We start from the raw sequence: 19,299 nt of genomic DNA on the forward strand, positions 1-19,299 counted from the left end.
GTTAAACTTGTTTTTGCATGTTAAAAATGCTTTATCACAACCTGCAAGTATCGAATATTTATCTCCGGTAGAAATTTGATATGGAGGAGAAGCAAATAATGTGACTACTTTATTTTTGTATTCTTTAACTACAACTTCAAATGTTGCTGAACTACAGAATTTTACTACTCCGTGCTTATAATATCCATCACTTTCGATTAAATTAGTGTCTTCAAATCTTCTTTCATCTATCACTTTAGTAATTGTGCTCATTCTACTAAACTTTTTAGCATCAGCTTTACATCTATCATCGCAAAATTGTGCCCTGCATACAGGAGAATATAGCTCTGTTATGCTTCTCTCAAGCTTTGTCGCAAGACCTCTAATTTCAGCGATAAACCTCCCACTATTTAATGTTACTTTACCAAAAGTTCCTGAATGCAAATTCATAATTCCCTGACTCAAATCTTTATAATTCACAAGAAATATTTCAATATTTGCAAAGTCATACCTTCCTGATAAAACATCTTTTTCTTTAATATCATCACTATTTAATATTCCTTCAATTTCTAGATTATCAGTTCTCAAATAACTATTTAATATTATACTGATGGCTATAAAACCGCTTGAAGATTTATAGAGTATATTATTGAGATTTAAATCTTCATCATAGTAAGTAAATCCCATTACTTCTCCACCTTACAAGTGTTAATTTTCAGCAAGTAGCGATGGTAAGTAATTCTCCAGCTAAATGGTTTTTTAGTTTGGTTTTCATACTGCTTAATTGATTGAATTTGAAAACGTTCGATAGGTAAGGGATTATGATAATTTATCCATTATCTGAGTAGCCATAGGGTGTCATGCCAGCGCCCAGACATTGGCATCTAGTTAAATTTACAAGTATAAAAGTAATGTTAAAATACAACGTTTCTGATGATGATGGAAAATGGATCCCAGTGTCAAGCACTGGGATGACACCATTTACTATGCAAATTGCCACAATTTTCGTACAGCTGTGACTGAGATGACATTACTTATTGTGTGAAAAAATAAACACTCGTAGAGTCTGTTACGCACTGGCTTATGTTTATTTGATTGACAAATAAACACTAACAGACAAGATACACACCACATTCAAGCTGTGGTGTGTATTATTAAATAACTAGAAAGAAAACTTCACACCAGTGAGGAGAAGAATTCCTTGGTTAGAAGGTACATCAGTACCTTTTCGGTCTTTGAGCGCACCTTTTTCATCAGTCATAAAATAATGTAAGGCTGCATAAGGAACGAACTTGCTCTTATTGCAAGAAGATAGATCATACTGAACACCAAGTGCAACATCATGAAGCATATCTTTATCGCTCATTCTGCTACCAAAGTATGTCAAGCTTGTGTAGATATTATCATACTGATAACCAGCACCTGCAGTCCAATATATGGTGTCCTTGTCATTAAATTGCTTTAAGCCATTTTTTCTAGCATTATCATTAGTATCTTTATATTCTTTCGAAGTAGGGTCGACTTCCTTGATACTTTTAGGTTGACCAGATTTGCCCAAGTATGCAAAAGAGGCAGCAAATTTTACACTTTGATCTTCATCAATCTTATAATCAACGCTTGCACCTAAATTCATACCTGCTAGGTTATTGTATTCTATAAACTCATTATAAAGGTGCTTATCTTTACTTGGCTCTTTTGCCAAGCCAAACTCACCAACTACGGAAGTTTTAACTTTTACATTATGTTGACTAAAGTCATATTCATATGACGCACCAGCACTTATTATATGCTGGTAATCTGGCCCAACATGTCTTGACATTTCCTCATTCTTTACCCCTGTTAACTTATTATTTGAATCTTTGAGGAGATCTGGAGCTATTTCTTTTACAACGGATAAACCACTATCGTAGCGAGGTGAGTAGCTAAGACCAAATCTTGCACCCATATAATTCGGTGAGTAGTAAGCAGCTCTAAATGGCAATGTGGTCATAACCTTTTTGTTGTACTTTCCTGCCATACGAAAGGAGAGTTTTTCGCTCTCGCTCGAGAAGCTTTCAGTGTAAAGACGTGGTGTTACGTAAAACGGGAAGTTTGCAGCAGTTCCTTCTAAGTTTACTTTTCTGAACCAGTCACTATCTGCAGCTCCATCAACAGTTGCAATTCTTGTTGCATCAAGTCTCATCAGAGACTCAGGACCAAACTGATAGCCAAGTTTAAGATCACCATATTTTGAATTCAAAAACACATGTGCACTTCTACCCCTTGCAACATTCACGCCTTGTGAAGCTCCTTTACCTTCAGCAACTGGAACATGGAATTGTACATCGGCACCATAACGAAGACCAATATCCTCATTTTTATTTTCAGCTCTTAAGTGCAATATTGCATCTGAAATCATGCCCATGTTTTCACTGTAATCACCAATATTCCCTATCTCTTTAGGAAATATTGGATTTGCTCCTTTTATACTATCTGGAGTATTGTTAAAATAATCTGTAGATTTACCTGGCATAACATTATAATGGTTATAGCCACTTAGCCCATGGTTACCATAACCTTGAGAATCAACAACGCCACCGAAAGTTATTCTTAAACCGTCCCCTTGATTGGTATTGATATTATCAATACCACCAACTGAAACAACAGGACTTACCTTACCTTTTTCCTCTGTATTGCTGTTAACAACTTTTACGTCCTTTTTTATATCTTTAGCTTCAATTTTAGCATTCTCAGTTTTAGAAACCTTAATTTTCGACTTTTCTACATTAGAATTTTTAGTGCTTAGAGCTTTCGCCTTTGAATCCTCTATAAGCTTTACTTTTTCCTTTTTTGCTAGCCTAATCTCATCTTTTTTCTTTTGTTTTGCTGCTAATTTTAACCCCTCTTTTTTCTTCTGCTCAGCTGCTAATCTTAGTTCTTCTTTTTTCTTAAGCTCCTCAGCTTTCTTTTGTTTTGCTACTAATTTTAACTCCTCTTTTTTCTTCTGCTCAGCTGCTAATCTTAGTTCTTCTTTTTTCTTAAGCTCCTCAGCTTTCTTTTGTTTTGCTACTAATTTTAACTCCTCTTTTTTCTTCTGCTCAGCTGCTAATCTTAGTTCTTCTTTTTTCTTAAGCTCCTCAGCTTTTTTTCTTGGATCAGCATTACATATCCTGTCCATTTTTTCTTTTAGTTTCTTATTTGACGTCTTCGTCACTTCCATCTTTCCAGAAGTTTCGATTGACTCGTTACTCTCTTGCTTTTTTACTTCCTTCATACTCTCGTCAGAAAAGTCAGCAGCAAAGCCACTGAAAGAACATAAAGTCAATAGAGAAGCTAGAGCAGTTCTAGTATAAATAGATTTTTTCATGAAGTGCCCCCAAAAAAATTTTAAAATCATAACATAAATAGTATAAAGGTGTTGAAAATCCAACTTAAAGCAACCTTATAGCGAAAATAAAAGTAAAATGCAATACCTTAAAAGGAACTTTCTTAAATACGCTCAACGTGTATGTTAACCAAAATTTAGTACAGAGGTTTGCTTGTTAGTGCATTATAACTCTATACTTATTCTATGGAAGTAAAATTTACTCAGGTGGAAGTACATAAAGGTTAAAATATTAATATAACCATTGACAATAATATTAGTTTATATTATAATTAGCGAGTTATTATTTTATTTTTAATAATCAGGGTACTTATGGATTTTAGTTTTTTATGAAATTGGTTTAGCACTACGGGTGCTGCTACAGGCTCAGAGCCAGGTAATACTGAACAGCCAGACTCTATTTCAGTAGGTGATGGCAAATACGAGATGAAAGAATATGACGATGAATCTGAGATCATTGAAGATTATGAATTTATAAATCGTGCTGATCAAAATGAGACATGTTCTTTATCTTCTGACTATAAAATAGATGAAAGTATTGTAAAAATTGCAGGATTTGATAGAGAGAAATTATTAGAAATGGGTAATTTCTGCAAGATAAGCTATGGCGATGATGATGGTAAATTAAGTAAAAAAAAGATGTAACAACCTAGCTCAAAGAGCGTACAAAACTGAATTTAAAATTGTAGAAGATTTTGAATTGTTCCATCTACTGAAAAAATGTATAAAACTAGAGCTGAACTCATCAGCGAAGGTTATGAAATTATTCCATTTGGTAATAGCTTTGAAAAAGATGCTGGTCACGTTTTTATAAAAGGTAGAGAAATAACAATAGCTTACCGTGGTACTCGTCTGAGCCAGAGTTTTAATGATGGAGTTGCTGATATTAAATGTACTTTTTGCTACTTCAGAATTTTTACCTGAAGGTAGAGGAATTCATTGTGGTTTCTATAATTCATTTATGGGTTCATGGCCTAATCTGTATGGTATTTCGAAATCTCATGCTGAAAAACAGGGATCAGAAATCAAGGATTTAAAATTAATCTCACAGGTCACAGTATGGGAGGAGATATTGCTAAGATAGCTGCTTTATGCCTCAATAAAACAGAAGGAGCTGAAGATGTTCATGTTGCAACTTTTGGTGATCCACGAGTTTTTGATCTTACTGCTGGTGAATTTTATAATGATGTTCTTCAAGAAAAAACCATTAGAGTAACTCAACATAGACAAGACCCAGTACCAGGGGTATCACCTGGTATTTGTGGTTATGCTCATGTAGGTGCACAATTGAGAATATCAGTACCTGAAGGATATTTTGTTCATCAAATAGATGGTTATCATGAAGCCATTAAAATAATGGATGAAAAGGATTTCCGATCGAACAATAACGTTTCTCTCTTTTATTAACCTTCAAGAATATTAAGTCGAATTAACTGTGCAGTTTTAGGTAATGCTCAATATTATGCTGATAGTTTAGGTAATTATATTCTTGTGGACAAAATTTTTTCGAGAAAGTAAAAAAGGAATACCAAGATAAAAACTTAGAAAATTTTTCTAAGCTTGAACAAGCAGAAGTTAAGCAAAGGGCACATCAAAACGTCTTTTCTACTACAAGGAGTTTATAACTACTATACAGAGCAACCATTAGATTGCTCTGTAGCATCTATTCATTTAAATTCAATATAAAATTCACCAGAAGTTATTTTCCATTCTTCTTTAAATTTCTTTAGGTGTTCTTTTTTTTCGCATTCTAAAAGCAGTTCTTCTATGCTCTTATTATAGCTTTCTGTAGTAATTCTTCCTTGATGATGCATAAACCTCAAATAAATCAAATAAGTGTTAATCACATCTGTTTCACAATAATCGCGAATCTCTTGTATTTTGCCACTATCATATAAGTCCATAACTTGTGAACCATCAACTCCAATCTTACCGGGAAGATTAAATGCTGCGCAAACTTCGTTCATCTTCATTCTTGCAGAAGCCCCAAAATCAGAGAGAGATTCAAGCAAGTCACAATGCCAATCACTACTGTACCTCTGATTGTAACTATTCCACTTATCGCCAGCTTTGTGAAAATATTCTGCTTGAGTGCCATGAACCATAGCACGGTACTTCAGTACCGGTATATCAAAAGTGCGCCCATTGAACGAAACTAGTCTTGGCTTTTTCTCTGATATGTAGTTAAAAAATCCCTTTACTAGCTCTTTTTCATTGGAGTTTACTGTGCCTCCAGATCTTATTTCTTGTAGTGTGAACATTTCATAACCGCTCTGGCGTGTTATATTACAAAGTAAAAAACTAATAACTACAACAAGGTGGAAGGGCTGACGGAGAAAAGAGTTTTGCCCGTTTGTTATTTCAAGATGATATTTTGTTAATGCGTTCCTCTTTTCTTCTACACTGCTATCATCACTAATATTTAGTAAATTCTTGCAGGAATTTACATCTGGTATAGTTTCAATATCAAATACCAACAAAGAATTAAGCATTACTTATATATTCCTCAGGGCGATCAGTCCAAGGTCGCACTTTTACGAACAAAAAGAGATGAACTTTACACTCAAATAACTTTTCCAATTCTGTACGCGCCTCGATATTAATTTTTTTTATGCTACTGCCGTCTTTTCCTAGCACTATTTTCTTATGATTATCTTTCAATACAAATATGATCTGTTTTATGACTAAACTCTTATCTTTTTTTTCCTCAAATTGTTCGGTTATAACAGCTGTAGAGTATGGCAATTCTTCACGTAGGTTCAAGAATAACTTCTCTCTTGTAATTTCTGCTGATAAAAAATCAGCCGAGGAATCGGTTACTTGATCTTCTTCATAGAACCAAGGGCTTATCGGTGCAATTTCAGATAAGTAATTCATCAAATTAGAAAGTCCATCATTCTTCAGTGCCGATATCGTAAAAATTTTTTCAAACTTATAAAGCAAATTTAGGTGCTCATGTGCCATCTTGAGCTCTGATTTCTTTACTAAATCAGTTTTATTGATAACCAAAATGCATCTGCCTTTTGTGCGCTCCAGTCGTGCAAATATCGTTTTTATTCTTTCTATATTTTTTAGGTAATTGTTTACATCAACAAGCAACAAAGTAATGTCACTATCCTTAACTGCTCCCCATGCAGATTTGACTAAAGCTTTTTCAAGATTTGTTTCTGCTGAAAATACTCCTGGAGAGTCAGTAAAAACAATTTGCGTATTGTTGCATATAGCAACACCCCTTACCTGCGTCCTTGTTGTCTGCACTTTAGGGGTGACAATCGCAATTTTCTTGCCTACGATACTGTTAATTAGCGTTGACTTTCCAGCATTTGGCAAACCAGCTATCGCTACAAATAAGCATTTTTCTTCTTTCACAAAGGAAATTATAAAGAAAACTAAATGCTAACGTCAATTGATTATTATATAGCTTGCTCTTTCTCTTCCTCTTTTAAAGAAAAACATTTTTCAACTATAGGTGATATAATATACTCGTTCACTTTCTGAGCTATTGGTTCAATAACACAAGCTGTTGCAATTAACCCTGCGATCACTGATATGGGTGCCATTAACGCACCTGCTAAAGCTGCGATCCCATTCCAAGTATTGCACCAGGGAAAACAGCAGTTGCAGCTGCAGCAAGACCAACTCCAGTTGCAAAGCTTGCAGCACATGAACAAGCAAAAATAAAAACTTTTTTTGGAAAAATTTTTATTATAAATCATTATGCGTGTAAATAAGGCTGCTAGAACATAAGCAACAATTCCACTTATTACCAATGGTGATAGAGTCGTAAAACTGAGCGCTAAGCCTGTAAGTGCTCCTATTGATGCAGCTATACCTAAGGCAAATAACACTTTTAGTATCGTTGTCTATATAACCTTCCCAAATAATAATTTTCTAAAAAGCTTTCATCTACTTTAAGCGTAGCTGAACTAGTTGAATAAGTGAAGCAATTTTTTTTATGTTAAGAGAAGAGCGGGAGAAGGGGTTCGAACCCTCGACCTCAACCTTGGCAAGGTTGCGCTCTACCAACTGAGCCACTCCCGCAATGAAAATTTACCTATTCTTATTATAGGTGCATATCATAATTTGTAAACCCTACATACATGAAAATCATGAGAGCCAATTTTCTATGATCTTTTCGTATACTTAAAACTCATTTTTGATTATTGTATGTATCATAAAACATATTAAATTTATGAGAATCTTTATATATAAAGACGACCTGCCAGCCAGTGCAATACCGAATGATATAAAATCTATAGCTGTTGATACAGAGGCAATGGGGCTACTGCATAGCAGAGATAGATTATGCCTCGTGCAGCTTTCTTTTGGTGATGGCAACGCTCATTTGATTCAATTCAAAAACGATTATACAGCTCTAAATTTGAGAAAAATATTAGAGGATAAAAATATAACCAAAATATTTCACTTTGCGCGATTTGATGTAAGCATAATACATTATTATTTAAAAACCTGGGCACTGCCTTGCTATTGTACGAAAATAGCCTCACGTTTAGTTCGCACTTATACAGATAGTCATAGCTTAAAAGAGTTGTGCTTAGAACTACTTGATATAAAATTAAATAAGCAACAACAATCTTCTGATTGGGGAAATGAAAATTTAACAGACAAGCAAAAAAGTTATGCTGCATCTGATGTTTTATATCTTCATAGAATAAAGGAAAAGCTAGATTTAATGCTAGAACGTGAAAATAGAAAAGAATTAGCCGAAAAGTGCTTTGCATTTCTTCCTACTCGCATTGAGCTAGATTCAATGGGTTGGGGTAGTGTAGATATCTTTAATCATCAGATGTAATCACTTCACTTGAATCTAGAAAAATTTAGTTGATCAGCTGTTAATTGATACGCTATATTTATAAAAATTTAGGTATTTTATGAGTGATGCTATTAAAGCGGTAAATGATAAAAATTTCGAATCTGAAGTTGCTAACCACAAAGGATTTGTGCTGGTAGATTTTTGGGCAGAATGGTGTGGACCATGCAAAAGTCTGATGCCACGTATCGAGCAGTTAGCCAAGGATAGAAAAGACAAGATTAAAATCTGTAAGTTTGACATAGATGGAGAAACTGAAGTGCCAAGTAAGTATGGAGTTCAATCTATACCTACTTTAATCATATTTCAAGATGGTAAGGAAATTGCACGCAAAATTGGCGCAATAAATGATTTACACAGTTGGGTTGATAGTGAAATAAGAGAGTAGACAAATTTCCTTTTGCGTGTATTATAAGTGTTAATAAAAGGGATTGTAGCTCAGTCGGTTAGAGCAGTTCGCTCATAACGAATTGGTCGTAGGTTCGAGTCCTACCAATCCCACCACTATTGATACAATTGCAAGGCCTACTCTCTTAGATAACCTTTTTTCCTTATTAAAGTACTTGGTTGTTAGTGTTTGAAAACTCCATGATATTAGATTCCTTGCATAACTGGAATTCAAAAGTTCCAGCACGGTTTTCTTGTTGGATCTCAGCTGGGATGACGCCTGGTTATGAAAGAAATCTATTGTCAAAAAAAAAATTACTTCCGCGTATTTTCAATCTAATTATAATTAAAGTTAGAGATATTTTAAGAGCTTAAAATTTATCTTTGTCTGCAGACTTTCAACTAATCTTTCAATAAAAAGCGTACTCTTCAGCTTATATCTGTCGTGTGTGCGCTGCATTTTTTCTAATTTATACAGGAGGATTTTATGTTAAGAATTCCAGGTATTTGACCTTTACCTTAGCTAATAAAAACCAACTGGCGCCTTTGGTTTTTATAAAGAAAATCTAGGAAATAACCAAAAACTGTTTCCAGGCATAAATTTGCCATCTATACCTAAAAAGTAATGATATTAGCATAATGTTCATATTTATATACTAATATTAACATTATTTAAATTGAAGAATATTATGGAACAACAAGCATCAAACAAAGAGAAAGGGATTGAATTTAGATATAATCAATGTAAGCAGAAATGCCATTCCTACAAAACAAAACAGACAGACCAAGAATGCCTAGATAAATGCTATGAGAAGTACGTTTCTAAACTTTATCCACAAATTAGTGAGAAATTATTAGCTAGTGAAAACAATCTCTATGATGAAAGCACAAAATTATCACTTATGGCAGATACTCTAGATGCAATGTTTTTTTAATCACAAAAGAAACACTTATTTCAATATTTGCAGAGATGTTAGCTTTTTAGATATACTCTGACTTATTGAATAATTGTTTAAATTGGTAAAATACTGTTTCTTTTCCTCTATTTCTTTTTCACTATTCTTTCCACATATCGCTTCTGTTTTTATCTCTGGTTGTTTCTCTTGAGCCCTTCTTTTCGATCTGTGAAACATAGCCAACTTCTATTTCTTAATAATATGATTAAACATCTATGTCCTCTTTGAGGAACCTTTCCTTGATTAGCTATAGCTGATTACGTTTTCCCTCTAACGTATATCTTAACAAATACAAATTTTCTCATAGAAAATCTGTTTTAGGCACCACTCTTAATCTCTTTATTTACTTGTTTTAATAAATTAGTTGAAATCTTTAATATTTTATGCTATTATTAATATATTGATCACTAACTTTAATTATTAGGAGAAAACATAATGAGAAATTTATTTAACAAAACAGACATATTATTTTGCACAGCCCGTTAGGCTTTATTGCATAGGACTGATAGGCATGTAAATCAAAGTAAATTTACGCAGATAATTTAAATTTAGCCATACCTATATCAGTAAATATGTTCAATAAGTAGCACTTAATTAACAGCTCTTTTTCATGATTTACCTCTGATTTATTTTTCAAGCTAAACACAAATATTTGCTTCAACCTATAGAAAAAGACTTCAATATAAGACCGTGCTCCATACTTAATTTTTTTCTTCCATTCATTAATACCATCTTCATAATTCTCATATGACCTAATTCTACTAATATACTCGTTTCCTTCTGATAAGTAATCAGCTAAACAAATTTTAGTATCCTTTCTAGGGCGAATAATAGGCACAATATTGTATTTTCTGCATTCTTTATACACACTTTTTATATCATAAGCCGCATCTGCTCGAATAGAACAAATATTATACTTATCACTGACTTCTTCTCACATATCACAGACCGGCAAATAGTCTACAGCAACACTACTAGTGTAGTTCATGCTTATTGCTTTCTTATCATTCACGTTTAAAACAACATGTAGTTTTCTTACTTGACCATAACCACTGTATTTTCTTTTTCGAGTATTAAGCTTACTGTGCCCACCGTTATTATTGTAGATACTAACTCTAGTGCTATCTACGGCAATTTCAATATTTTCAAAATCATCTTTATTGGCTCTATTGTCATCAATCTTCAAATTAAGCTTTTTAAATCTTCTGGAAGCTTGTGTATAGCTGATAATCTTAAGTTTTTTTGCCTATTTGTACCATATAACCTTTTACAAAACCTACAGCTTGCCTCAAGCCAATTCTAAAAAGATGAACTATTATGTGTATTAAAATCACAACCTTATCACTATAAGTAGTATTGCCACCTGCAACTTTTGGACTATTTTCATACCAATTTTCTATAGCTTGATTAACAAAATGAAAAATATTTCCTCTTTTTTTTGAGAAATTCGTTATATTCTCTTTGGTTGCTTACTCTCACTTTTTACAGCATATTTTCTTTAGTAGGTTAAATGCTTGTCTTATAGTGAATTTTGTCAGTAACTGCCAGTTCTTTTTATTTGACCTATGAAACAAAGCCAACTGGAATCCAGAAATTTTTTGAGCACGAAAGTTTATGCTAAGTTTTTATTGGTAAAAAAAGGCTGGATTCCAGTGTCACGCACTGGGATGAAAGGAGGAGAACTACTAAACTACATCTCCAATTTCTGTGTTTCAAGTACTGAAGAGGTCTCTCCTATTTTCTCTTGATGAATAAATCTAAGTAGAGTATAGTAAAAATGCATTTATGTAGCGATTAATGAGCAATTTAGTTTTAGTCTATATAACTTTTTCAAACTTGAAAGAGGCTCGGGCTATTTCTGAAGAATTGTTAAACGAGAAGTTAATTGTGTGTGTAAATATATTTCCTGAAGTAAATTCTCTGTATTTATGGGAAGGTAAAATTAATAGTAATTGTGAAGTAGCGGAAATTATGAAAAGTAGGAATGATTAGGCTGATAAGATTGTAGAAAAAATCGAGGCAATGTGTTCTTATTATCAACAAGCCGTTGTGATAATACCCATAGGAAAAGCGAATAAATCTTTTACTAATTGGGTTAATAATGTTATTGATATAAACAATATTGGGGTGTAGCCAAGTGGTAAGGCAGCGGTTTTTGATACCGCCACGCGAAGGTTCGAATCCTTCCACCCCAGCTTTATTGAAGTGTGCGCGAAATGATATCACTTTTTTATAAATTAAGGTTATTTAATTACATACTGGGCAGTTTGAAAGGTATAGTTGTCAAGCTATTTCTCCTCACTTTGTATCTTTATACATCGAGCATTATGCTCATGTTTCTCACCAGTGGCTTTTTGTATGCTGTAGAATTTAGCTCTTTCAAAAATGCATTTTACCATTTATATCAATATTTAAAATGGTATTATGAAAATAGAGATGATTTGGGTTATGGAGTTTCTATTAGAATATTAGTAGCGTTTCTTACTCCGCATTTTCTCTACAAATTATTTTCTGGCACAGGCTGGAAGTCTTTTTTCAAGGAGAAGATAGTTAAGATACTTAGCACAAGAAGAAAAATGAGTAATAAACCAAATGGCAGTAGTTATGGTTATAGTAATAAGAACAGTTACGGTAACAATGATCTTCAAGAGGCAGAACGGAAAGTGAATATGATAAAGCAGCTATTAATCCAAGATATAGATGAAGCTATAGAAAAAAGATTAAATGATATTTTTCTTGGTGAGAGGGGTAAACCTCATTAAAAGGGCTTTATCTTTTTTAGAATTGGCTGTATTTTATTTTTTACGTATAACGGATCGCAATCAGCCAGTATATATGTTTCAACAAAATCTTGACTGGAGTCTGATGGCCAGGAAATTGCTTTACGTTTCTCTACCAAGCTTTCTGTTTTTCTTACAGTTACTTGCTGCATCAATCATTGCCTGTGATATGACTGATTGCCACAGTATGCAGTACCTTTGTATATCATCTAAAGTGCTATTTGCTTCGTGATGGTGAAAAAATTCTTTGAAATTGAAGTTATTTGACATTATGTACCTCTTTAAGTTGAAAGTTAGAATTTGAAGTAGTGCGAAAGTTGTCTGCTGCAATGAGTAGCCTTTATGACAGTCAGACCGGGTTTTATGTGAGCTATAAATGTTTAAGAAATTATGTCTATTCAGGTCTATGTGAAACCAGTGCTTCTTCTCTTATTATCCGAGCTGGGATCAAGGTTGACAAAAGCGCTTTACAAAGTTTTGTGTACAAAAGCCAGTGTTGCATGACACTATTTGTTCTTATACCCTTTTTGTCTATCTTATTTTGTCACTCTGCTGAACAGATAGTTTTCGCCAATAAGCTTTCTACTGAATTTTTGTTATTGAGCTCACACAGATCAAAGACAAGTTTTGAGTCAAAAGTACCCTTAATATTATAACAAGGGGCTGGTAAAATGTGTCTAGTAAGTTTTCTTCTCTATGCAACTGCACCTCAAGCTAATAATGGACCATAAGGCGTATTACCAATTACATTGATCTGGTTTACTATTTTATTAGTGGGGTAAAATAATTTTTTATAAACTCCTTATATATAGCTGTTAATTTATGTATATCGTCTATTGATACGCATTCATTTACCTGATGTGCGGTTTTGTTGATCATACCAAATTCAATTACTGGACAAATATCCTTAATAAAAGCAGCATCAGATGTGCCACCATTTGTACTCAGCACAGCATCAATGCCGGTAATTTTATTTATCGCATCAATCATAATATCAGTATTTCTATCAGGAATAGAGAGAAAAACGTTTCTGCTGCTCTGCATAGACAGTTTATAATCGTTAGTCACATTGGTGCATATTGCATCAATCATCTTATATAAAACGTCTGGTGTTTGTGTATTGTTATATCGAACATTAAAACCTGCTGCTATTGAACTAGGTATTAGATTATCAGTATTATTTCCAACGTCGATAGTAGTAATTTCGCAATGTGAAGGCTGAAAGTATTTATTACCAGTATCAAAAGTGGTATCTTTTATCTTACTTAGTATCGATACCATTTTATATATTGGATTATCTGCTAGATCTGGGTAGGCAACGTGCCCTTGTTTACCATGGCAAATCAATTTAAATGTTGCAGAACCTCTTCTACCTATTTTTATGGTATCACCCAATTTCTCACTACTAGTTGGTTCGCCAACTACACAAAAATCTATCTTTTTTTGCTTGCTTTTTATCCATTTCAAAACGGCCTTTGTTCCATGTTCTTCCATGCTTTCTTCAGCGCTGGTAATCAATGCACTGATTGAACCGCTGAATCGAAACTTACCTGCAACTGAATCTACGATAGCAGCAATAAATGCAGCTACTCCGCCTTTCATATCAGCTGCTCCTCTTCCATATAGCATTCCATCTCTAACTTCTGGCTTAAATGGATCAGATATCCAATCTTTTAACTCACCTGGTGGTACAACATCAATATGTCCAGCAAAACACAAGTTTGGTAATCCATTTATATATTTCGCATAAAGATTTTTAACTTGATCACCAAACTCTAAAATCTCACATTCAAAACCACTTTTCTTGAGAATGGCTGCTATATGCTCTATTGCACCATCGTCTTTTGGTGTTATACTTCTAAAAGAAATTAATTTCTTAGTTAGTTCTACAGGGTCAATCTTCATATCAATCTTGAAATACTAACATTACCGTATTGTAAACATTCTATGCGATATTTAAGACAAATATTACAGCACACAGAACAAGTTCTTATTAGGGAAGTAAAAGTACTTGCTGATAATATCTATGAAATATGTAGAAAATACGGAAATGACATTTTTCTGATTGCAGATGAAAATACAGCAAAACTTTTAAACAAAAACATACTTAATAAAGTTTCTCATTTAATTATTCCAGCCACACCCGTCATTCCAGCGCGTGACTATGATGGATCACAGTGTCACGCTACTTGGATGACACCAAATAGACTGAACAGAGCTGCTTCTCTCCAAGCTGTAAACCTAGTTAGAAATAAAGCAAAAGATAGTGACTTAATGGTTGCATTTGGCAGTGGCACTGTTAATGATATCTGTAAGTACGCAAGCTATTTAGAAGGGAAAGACTACATATCCTTTCCAACAGCTGCTTCCATGAATGGATATAGCTCTGCAAACGCTTCAATATTAGTTGATGGATATAAAAAATCGTTCGTAGCACATCTTCCAAAGGCAATATACATTGATAACGATATAATTGCCAACGCACCACCACGCCTCACATTAAGTGGATTTGCAGATTTCATCTGCCGTTCAACAGTACAAGCCGATTGGCTATTATCTCATCTATTACTTGGCACAGAATATAATGAACTCCCCTTTAAACTTGTTCGCAATCTGGAGGAAATTTTGCTCAGAGAACACTTGGCACTTGCTAAAAAAGATAAAAGAGTAGTTCCATTACTTATGGAAGCCTTATTGATTTCAGGACTAGGAATGGTGATGTCAAAAGGCAGTTACTCTGCAAGTCAAGGAGAACATATGATAGCTCATGCAATTGAGATGGTAACACAGGATTATTCTTCCTCGTTACATGGGGAAAAAATTGCTGTGACAACGATTACCATGGCTAACTTGCAAGAGGAGATATTGTCAATACAAAACCCGATTACCAAACCGATCACTTTAGATGTAAAACATATAACTCAGTGCTTTGGTAATACCGAATTTATAAAAATTCTAAAGCAGAAGCAAATGATGCAGCAAAAAATTCAAGAGATTATTTGCAAAGAATGGAGTAATATTTCTAGTTTAATTAAGCAAAATTTACTATCTGCAAAACACCTGCAGAAAGTATTTGAAGATCTATCAATTCCGCACTTACCGGAGCATCTTAATTGGAACAAAGAACAATACTGCAAGGTAGTCAATCTTACATTTGCAACAAGAGATAGATTCACCTTTCTTGACCTGGCTGGTTGTATAGAAAAAAGTTAGATTTTGTGTATTCGTTCAGTAGGGTAGCAAAATAAGATAGACAAAAACACAGTAACAAATGGCGTCATGCAAGTAGCTATCCAGCCTTTCTTAACAACAAAAACTTAGCATGACTTTTGTGCTCAAAAAACTTCTGGATTCCAGCATCAAGTGCTGGAATGACATGGTGAAATATTATTCAAGTAGCCTCTGTCCCAGTTCCTCTGCGGTGTCATTCAAGTCAACTCTTTTCTTGTCATCCCAGTGCCTAGACACTGGGATCCAGAATAACTTCACTTTAAATGAGTGCATTAGATTGTCGTTATACAGATGCCAGTGTCAGCTATTCGGATGAAATTCATTTAGTTGTCTTTTCTCATCTAGCTTACCACTTTCTTGAACGGATACCATTAGCCATTCCCCTGAATAGACACAACAAATGTTGTATCTTTATCACTTCACATACATTATTCCATATACTATATGAACAACTAAAAAAATTCAGTTAATTGACAATGAATCACGTTATTTTGTTAAATGCGCTGCTATCGCCAAACCATGGCTTGAGTGGCTGAGGAGGGACTTGAACCCCCGACCAAGAGATTATGATCCTCCTGCTCTACCACTGAGCTACTCAGCCTAATTAAAAACCTTGCTATATATGTAATCTATACGTTTCATATAATACTTCAAATCAAACAAAGACTCAAGTTTTTCAGAGTCAATAATTCCATGCAAGGATTTATCTTGTTTCAATTCGAACAGAAAATCACTGTTATCTTGCTTTACTTTCATTGCATTATTCTGAACAATTTTATATGCCTCTTCCCTAGTTAAACCACTACTTACCAACTCAAGCAGTACACGTTGTGAGAAAATTAAACCATTTGAAGAGTTTAAGTTCTTTTCAATGTTTTCCTTATTGATCGCCAATTTATCTATCAAATCTTTTAATCGCACTAAAGCAAAGTCCATTGTTATACAAGCATCAGGGGCAATGCACCTTTCTACAGAGGAGTGCGATATATCTCGTTCGTGCCATAATGCAACATTTTCTAATGCAGGAAAAACATAGCTGCGTACTAAGCGTGAGATCCCAGTCAAATTCTCACTTAAAATAGGATTACACTTATGCGGCATAGCAGAACTTCCCTTCTGCCCAGTGGAAAAATATTCAGAGATTTCGCCGACTTCAGTTCTTTGCAAATGACGAATCTCAATTGCAATATTTTCTATTGAGCTTGCAATTACTCCCAAAATTGAAAAAAACATGGCATGTCTATCACGAGGGATGACTTGAGACGATATGGTTTCAGCTATGAGTCCCATTTCTTTCGCTACATACTCTTCAACAAATGGATTAATATTTGCAAAATTACCTACTGCACCTGATATTTTACAAATTGAGATCTCTTTTTGTGCGCTAATTAATCTCTGATAATTACGTTTAAATTCAGCATAAAATCTAGCAAATTTTAGTCCAAGAGCTATTGGTTCTGCATGCATTCCATGACTGCGTCCAACACAAACAATATCTTTATAGTCCTCAGCTTTTTTTTTAAATACTACAAGTAAATTTTTTAAATTCTTGAGTAAAATATCACATGACTCTTTCAACTGCACTGCAAGGCATGTATCTAAAACATCAGAACTTGTCATTCCGTAATGGAGATAACGAACATCAACTCCCGCTTTTTCAGCAATATATGTCAAAAAAGCTACAACATCATGTTTTACAATGGATTCAATTTCGTTAATACGCTCAATATCAAATTCAATAGCACCAGAGAGCTTTTCAGCAACATCATTTGGAATAACTTTTAATTTTGCTTGAGCTTCACATGCTAATTTTTCTATTTTGAGCCATATGTTGAACTTATTTTTTTCTTCCCAAATAGAAGAGATTTCTTTGCGGCTATAGCGGGGAATCATCTTTGATTTATTCCAATAATGGTGTCATTCCAGTGCGTGACACTGGAATCCAGATATAAAAGTATTTGCAAATTATTCAATGGACAACCGACTCTAGAAGCATAAAATAATGTCCATGATGAAATAAACTGGGTCCCAGTGTCACGCACTGGAATGACATGAGGGGAGCAGTGGGATGATACCAGCTTAGTAATGGAAGACATTTCTTTAAGACTATAACAAGGGATCATCTTTGATCAGCTATTATCACCATCAGTAGCTTCTTCACTCGCATCTTGCCCTGCCCCTTGTTGCTCAGATTTTTGATTTTGCAACTTTGCTTGCCTTAATTCATGTGCATCTTTCTCAGATCTGACAACGTATATAGTAATTGGCACTATTACTTTACTATGTAACTCTATATTCACTTGATACTCGCCCAAATTTTTGATACTTATTCCACCAAGAGATAAACTATGATGACTTATATCATATCCTTCTTGTAATAAAATCTTCGCAATTTCACGTGTGGTTACAGAGCCAAAAATCTTTCTATCCTCTGAAGCTTGCTTTATTAATACAATAAATTTATCATGCAGTGACGATGCAAGCACTTTTGCTACATTTAATTTTTTGGTATTTTCTTCTTCCAATAATAAACGCTGTTTCTCTAACTTTATTAAATTTTCCTTAGTGGCTCTCATCGCCTTTTTTTGTGGAAAAAGAAAATTACGTGCATAACCTGGCTTAACTTTGATAACTTCACCAAGCTTACCTAAAGTTGTTATATTTTCCTTTAAAATTATTAACATAAATTACCTCACTTTTTTAGTACAGTAAGGAGCAAGAGCTAAAAAGCGTGCTCTTATAATTGCTAAGCGCAACTTTCTTTGTTTTCTTGCGCATACACCTGTTAACCTTCTAGGTAATATTCTACCATAGTCAGAGGTGAATTTGGACAATAAATCTATATTCTTATAGTCTATGTCCTCATCTTTAGATGCAGCAAGAGGACAGACCTTAGGACGCCTAAAGCCGGTTCTGTTATTTACAGACACGTAAGAATTATTAAAACTATTTAGTCTTTTCGTCATTATGCACTTTTCTCCTCAATTTGTTTATCCATCATGTAAGATTCACCTTTAAAAAACTCATTAACCCGTACAGACAAGTGGCGAATAATATTTTCATTGAGTTTTACTCTACGCTCAAATTCATCCATAATGCTTGAAGTAAAACTTATACACATCATACAGTAATGACCGCTTTTCATCTTATTTATTGGGTATGCGAAATCTAGTAGACCCCAATATTCATATTTTATCAATCCTGAAGCCTCAATATTTTTCAAAAGCACTTCCAGCGTTTTACTCAATTGATTTGAGTCTACTATTTTAAAACTTTTTAAAACCTCTTGAAGGGGATCTATTAGATGTTGTGAAATATTTTTCTTAAAAGCATTTACTACATTATAGATAAATGCACTTTTAGTGTTAGCTCCTGAAAGGTCCATAAAATTTTGTTTTATTCCTGTATCACTTAGTTCATTTTTCAATTCTTTATCGATTCTTGACTTTATTTCTTTTAAATTTGAAAAATCTTCTTCCAATTCAACCCATAAAATTTTTGTCAGAGTTTCCAAAAAATCAGAGTAAACAATCAGACTTTTTTTAATGCTTTCAGTACTTGCCTCTAGCTCTTGTTTTGTAACTGTGCTATGTTCTCTTTCTATGAGACCTTTAACCTCCTGAGAAATAACATCTGCTTTAATGTTTTTCAACAAAGTAGCCAATTCTTGGACCATTTCTTCTACTTCTTGCTGCAATAGGTTCGGTTGTGCTATAAAAGTAAATTCATAGAGATTCACTATATCTTCCTTTAATATCAATTAAACACTTC

At 33.9% G+C, this 19,299-nt stretch carries 19 protein-coding genes, 4 tRNA genes and 3 pseudogenes; 11 read left to right on the forward strand and 15 right to left on the reverse strand.

All coding sequences use genetic code 11. The features are described 5' to 3' along the window. Positions 1-36 precede the first annotated feature (36 nt). Positions 37-666, reverse strand: a pseudogene (locus wTKK_RS04050) (DUF2163 domain-containing protein); the annotation flags it as partial. Between the two features lie 475 nt (positions 667-1,141). After that, on the reverse strand, positions 1,142-3,325 hold the full coding sequence (locus tag wTKK_RS04055) for a WD0745 family porin (protein ID WP_407512270.1): 2,184 nt from the start codon (positions 3,323-3,325) through the stop codon (positions 1,142-1,144). Positions 3,326-3,769: 444 nt separating this feature from the next. On the opposite strand from wTKK_RS04055, the gene wTKK_RS04060 reads away from it, so the two are divergent. The 3 genes from wTKK_RS04060 to wTKK_RS04070 all read left to right on the forward strand — a co-directional run bounded on the left by wTKK_RS04060 (position 3,770) and on the right by wTKK_RS04070 (position 4,750). Continuing rightward, complete coding sequence (locus wTKK_RS04060) at positions 3,770-3,988, forward strand: hypothetical protein (RefSeq protein WP_407512273.1); 219 nt, start codon at positions 3,770-3,772, stop codon at positions 3,986-3,988. A 75-nt stretch (positions 3,989-4,063) separates the two neighbouring features. Beyond that, a complete protein-coding gene (locus tag wTKK_RS04065; RefSeq protein ID WP_407512274.1) occupies positions 4,064-4,267 on the forward strand; it encodes a hypothetical protein in 204 nt (67 codons plus the stop codon). A gap of 135 nt (positions 4,268-4,402) precedes the next feature. Then, a complete protein-coding gene (locus wTKK_RS04070) occupies positions 4,403-4,750 on the forward strand; it encodes a lipase family protein (protein WP_407512276.1) in 348 nt (115 codons plus the stop codon). Between the two features lie 260 nt (positions 4,751-5,010). Here wTKK_RS04070 and wTKK_RS04075 read toward each other — a convergent pair whose 3' ends face one another. The 4 genes from wTKK_RS04075 to wTKK_RS04090 all read right to left on the reverse strand — a co-directional run bounded on the left by wTKK_RS04075 (position 5,011) and on the right by wTKK_RS04090 (position 7,384). Continuing rightward, positions 5,011-5,835 (reverse strand): 3'-5' exonuclease, encoded by an 825-nt coding sequence (locus tag wTKK_RS04075; RefSeq protein ID WP_407512278.1) that lies wholly within the window; start codon positions 5,833-5,835, stop codon positions 5,011-5,013. Next, positions 5,828-6,712: a GTPase Era gene (gene era / locus wTKK_RS04080; protein ID WP_407512280.1), complete on the reverse strand. Its 885-nt coding sequence runs from the start codon at positions 6,710-6,712 to the stop codon at positions 5,828-5,830. The genes wTKK_RS04075 and era overlap by 8 nt, the downstream gene beginning before the upstream one ends. Before the next feature lie 44 nt (positions 6,713-6,756). Next, complete coding sequence (locus tag wTKK_RS04085; protein ID WP_407512282.1) at positions 6,757-6,903, reverse strand: hypothetical protein; 147 nt, start codon at positions 6,901-6,903, stop codon at positions 6,757-6,759. Positions 6,904-7,311: 408 nt separating this feature from the next. After that, positions 7,312-7,384, reverse strand: a tRNA-Gly gene (locus wTKK_RS04090). A gap of 151 nt (positions 7,385-7,535) precedes the next feature. Here wTKK_RS04090 and wTKK_RS04095 point away from each other — a divergent pair. The 4 genes from wTKK_RS04095 to wTKK_RS04110 all read left to right on the forward strand — a co-directional run bounded on the left by wTKK_RS04095 (position 7,536) and on the right by wTKK_RS04110 (position 9,496). Next, the gene (locus wTKK_RS04095; RefSeq protein WP_407512773.1) at positions 7,536-8,156 is read left to right on the forward strand and encodes a ribonuclease D; all 621 of its coding nucleotides are present in this window, start codon (positions 7,536-7,538) and stop codon (positions 8,154-8,156) included. 79 nt (positions 8,157-8,235) lie between these two features. After that, a complete protein-coding gene (gene trxA, locus wTKK_RS04100) occupies positions 8,236-8,562 on the forward strand; it encodes a thioredoxin (protein ID WP_407512285.1) in 327 nt (108 codons plus the stop codon). 39 nt (positions 8,563-8,601) lie between these two features. Next, a tRNA-Ile gene (locus tag wTKK_RS04105) sits at positions 8,602-8,678 on the forward strand. Positions 8,679-9,250: 572 nt separating this feature from the next. Then, the gene (locus tag wTKK_RS04110; protein WP_407512287.1) at positions 9,251-9,496 is read left to right on the forward strand and encodes a hypothetical protein; all 246 of its coding nucleotides are present in this window, start codon (positions 9,251-9,253) and stop codon (positions 9,494-9,496) included. Positions 9,497-9,511: 15 nt separating this feature from the next. Here wTKK_RS04110 and wTKK_RS04115 read toward each other — a convergent pair whose 3' ends face one another. Both wTKK_RS04115 and wTKK_RS06270 read right to left on the reverse strand, forming a co-directional pair. Continuing rightward, positions 9,512-9,694, reverse strand: a complete 183-nt coding sequence (locus tag wTKK_RS04115) for a hypothetical protein (RefSeq protein WP_407512289.1) — start codon at positions 9,692-9,694, stop codon at positions 9,512-9,514. A 352-nt stretch (positions 9,695-10,046) separates the two neighbouring features. Next, positions 10,047-10,996, reverse strand: a pseudogene (locus wTKK_RS06270) (IS5 family transposase). Positions 10,997-11,314: 318 nt separating this feature from the next. On the opposite strand from wTKK_RS06270, the pseudogene cutA reads away from it, so the two are divergent. The 3 genes and pseudogenes from cutA (at position 11,315) to wTKK_RS04145 (ending at position 12,279) form a co-directional block, all read left to right on the forward strand. After that, positions 11,315-11,650, forward strand: a pseudogene (cutA, locus tag wTKK_RS04135) (divalent-cation tolerance protein CutA). Beyond that, positions 11,641-11,712 (forward strand) — tRNA-Gln (locus wTKK_RS04140). The pseudogene cutA and the gene wTKK_RS04140 overlap by 10 nt, the downstream one beginning before the upstream one ends. A gap of 21 nt (positions 11,713-11,733) precedes the next feature. Beyond that, on the forward strand, positions 11,734-12,279 hold the full coding sequence (locus wTKK_RS04145; protein WP_407512776.1) for a hypothetical protein: 546 nt from the start codon (positions 11,734-11,736) through the stop codon (positions 12,277-12,279). A gap of 120 nt (positions 12,280-12,399) precedes the next feature. Here the strand turns inward: wTKK_RS04145 and wTKK_RS04150 are convergent, their stop codons facing one another. Continuing rightward, complete coding sequence (locus wTKK_RS04150) at positions 12,400-12,567, reverse strand: hypothetical protein (protein ID WP_407512290.1); 168 nt, start codon at positions 12,565-12,567, stop codon at positions 12,400-12,402. 492 nt (positions 12,568-13,059) lie between these two features. Beyond that, the gene (gene dapE / locus wTKK_RS04155; protein ID WP_407512291.1) at positions 13,060-14,202 is read right to left on the reverse strand and encodes a succinyl-diaminopimelate desuccinylase; all 1,143 of its coding nucleotides are present in this window, start codon (positions 14,200-14,202) and stop codon (positions 13,060-13,062) included. A 42-nt stretch (positions 14,203-14,244) separates the two neighbouring features. Between dapE and wTKK_RS04160 the strand changes: the two genes are divergently transcribed. Beyond that, positions 14,245-15,510 (forward strand): iron-containing alcohol dehydrogenase, encoded by a 1,266-nt coding sequence (locus wTKK_RS04160; RefSeq protein WP_407512292.1) that lies wholly within the window; start codon positions 14,245-14,247, stop codon positions 15,508-15,510. 547 nt (positions 15,511-16,057) lie between these two features. On the opposite strand, the gene wTKK_RS04165 is transcribed toward wTKK_RS04160, so the two are convergent. The 5 genes from wTKK_RS04165 to rpsF all read right to left on the reverse strand — a co-directional run bounded on the left by wTKK_RS04165 (position 16,058) and on the right by rpsF (position 19,267). Then, positions 16,058-16,129 (reverse strand) — tRNA-Met (locus wTKK_RS04165). After that, the gene (gene purB, locus wTKK_RS04170; protein ID WP_407512293.1) at positions 16,129-17,421 is read right to left on the reverse strand and encodes an adenylosuccinate lyase; all 1,293 of its coding nucleotides are present in this window, start codon (positions 17,419-17,421) and stop codon (positions 16,129-16,131) included. Before purB ends, wTKK_RS04165 begins: the two co-directional genes overlap by 1 nt. Positions 17,422-17,657: 236 nt before the next feature. Next, positions 17,658-18,212, reverse strand: coding sequence for a 50S ribosomal protein L9 (rplI, locus tag wTKK_RS04175; RefSeq protein WP_407512294.1), 555 nt, complete (start codon positions 18,210-18,212; stop codon positions 17,658-17,660). A gap of 3 nt (positions 18,213-18,215) precedes the next feature. Continuing rightward, positions 18,216-18,494 (reverse strand): 30S ribosomal protein S18, encoded by a 279-nt coding sequence (gene rpsR / locus wTKK_RS04180; protein ID WP_407512295.1) that lies wholly within the window; start codon positions 18,492-18,494, stop codon positions 18,216-18,218. Then, on the reverse strand, positions 18,494-19,267 hold the full coding sequence (rpsF, locus tag wTKK_RS04185) for a 30S ribosomal protein S6 (RefSeq protein WP_407512779.1): 774 nt from the start codon (positions 19,265-19,267) through the stop codon (positions 18,494-18,496). The genes rpsR and rpsF overlap by 1 nt, the downstream gene beginning before the upstream one ends. Positions 19,268-19,299: the final 32 nt, after the last annotated feature.

Origin of the sequence: Wolbachia endosymbiont of Trichogramma kaykai (genome assembly GCF_045765165.1) — a bacterium.
Classification (GTDB): domain Bacteria; phylum Pseudomonadota; class Alphaproteobacteria; order Rickettsiales; family Anaplasmataceae; genus Wolbachia.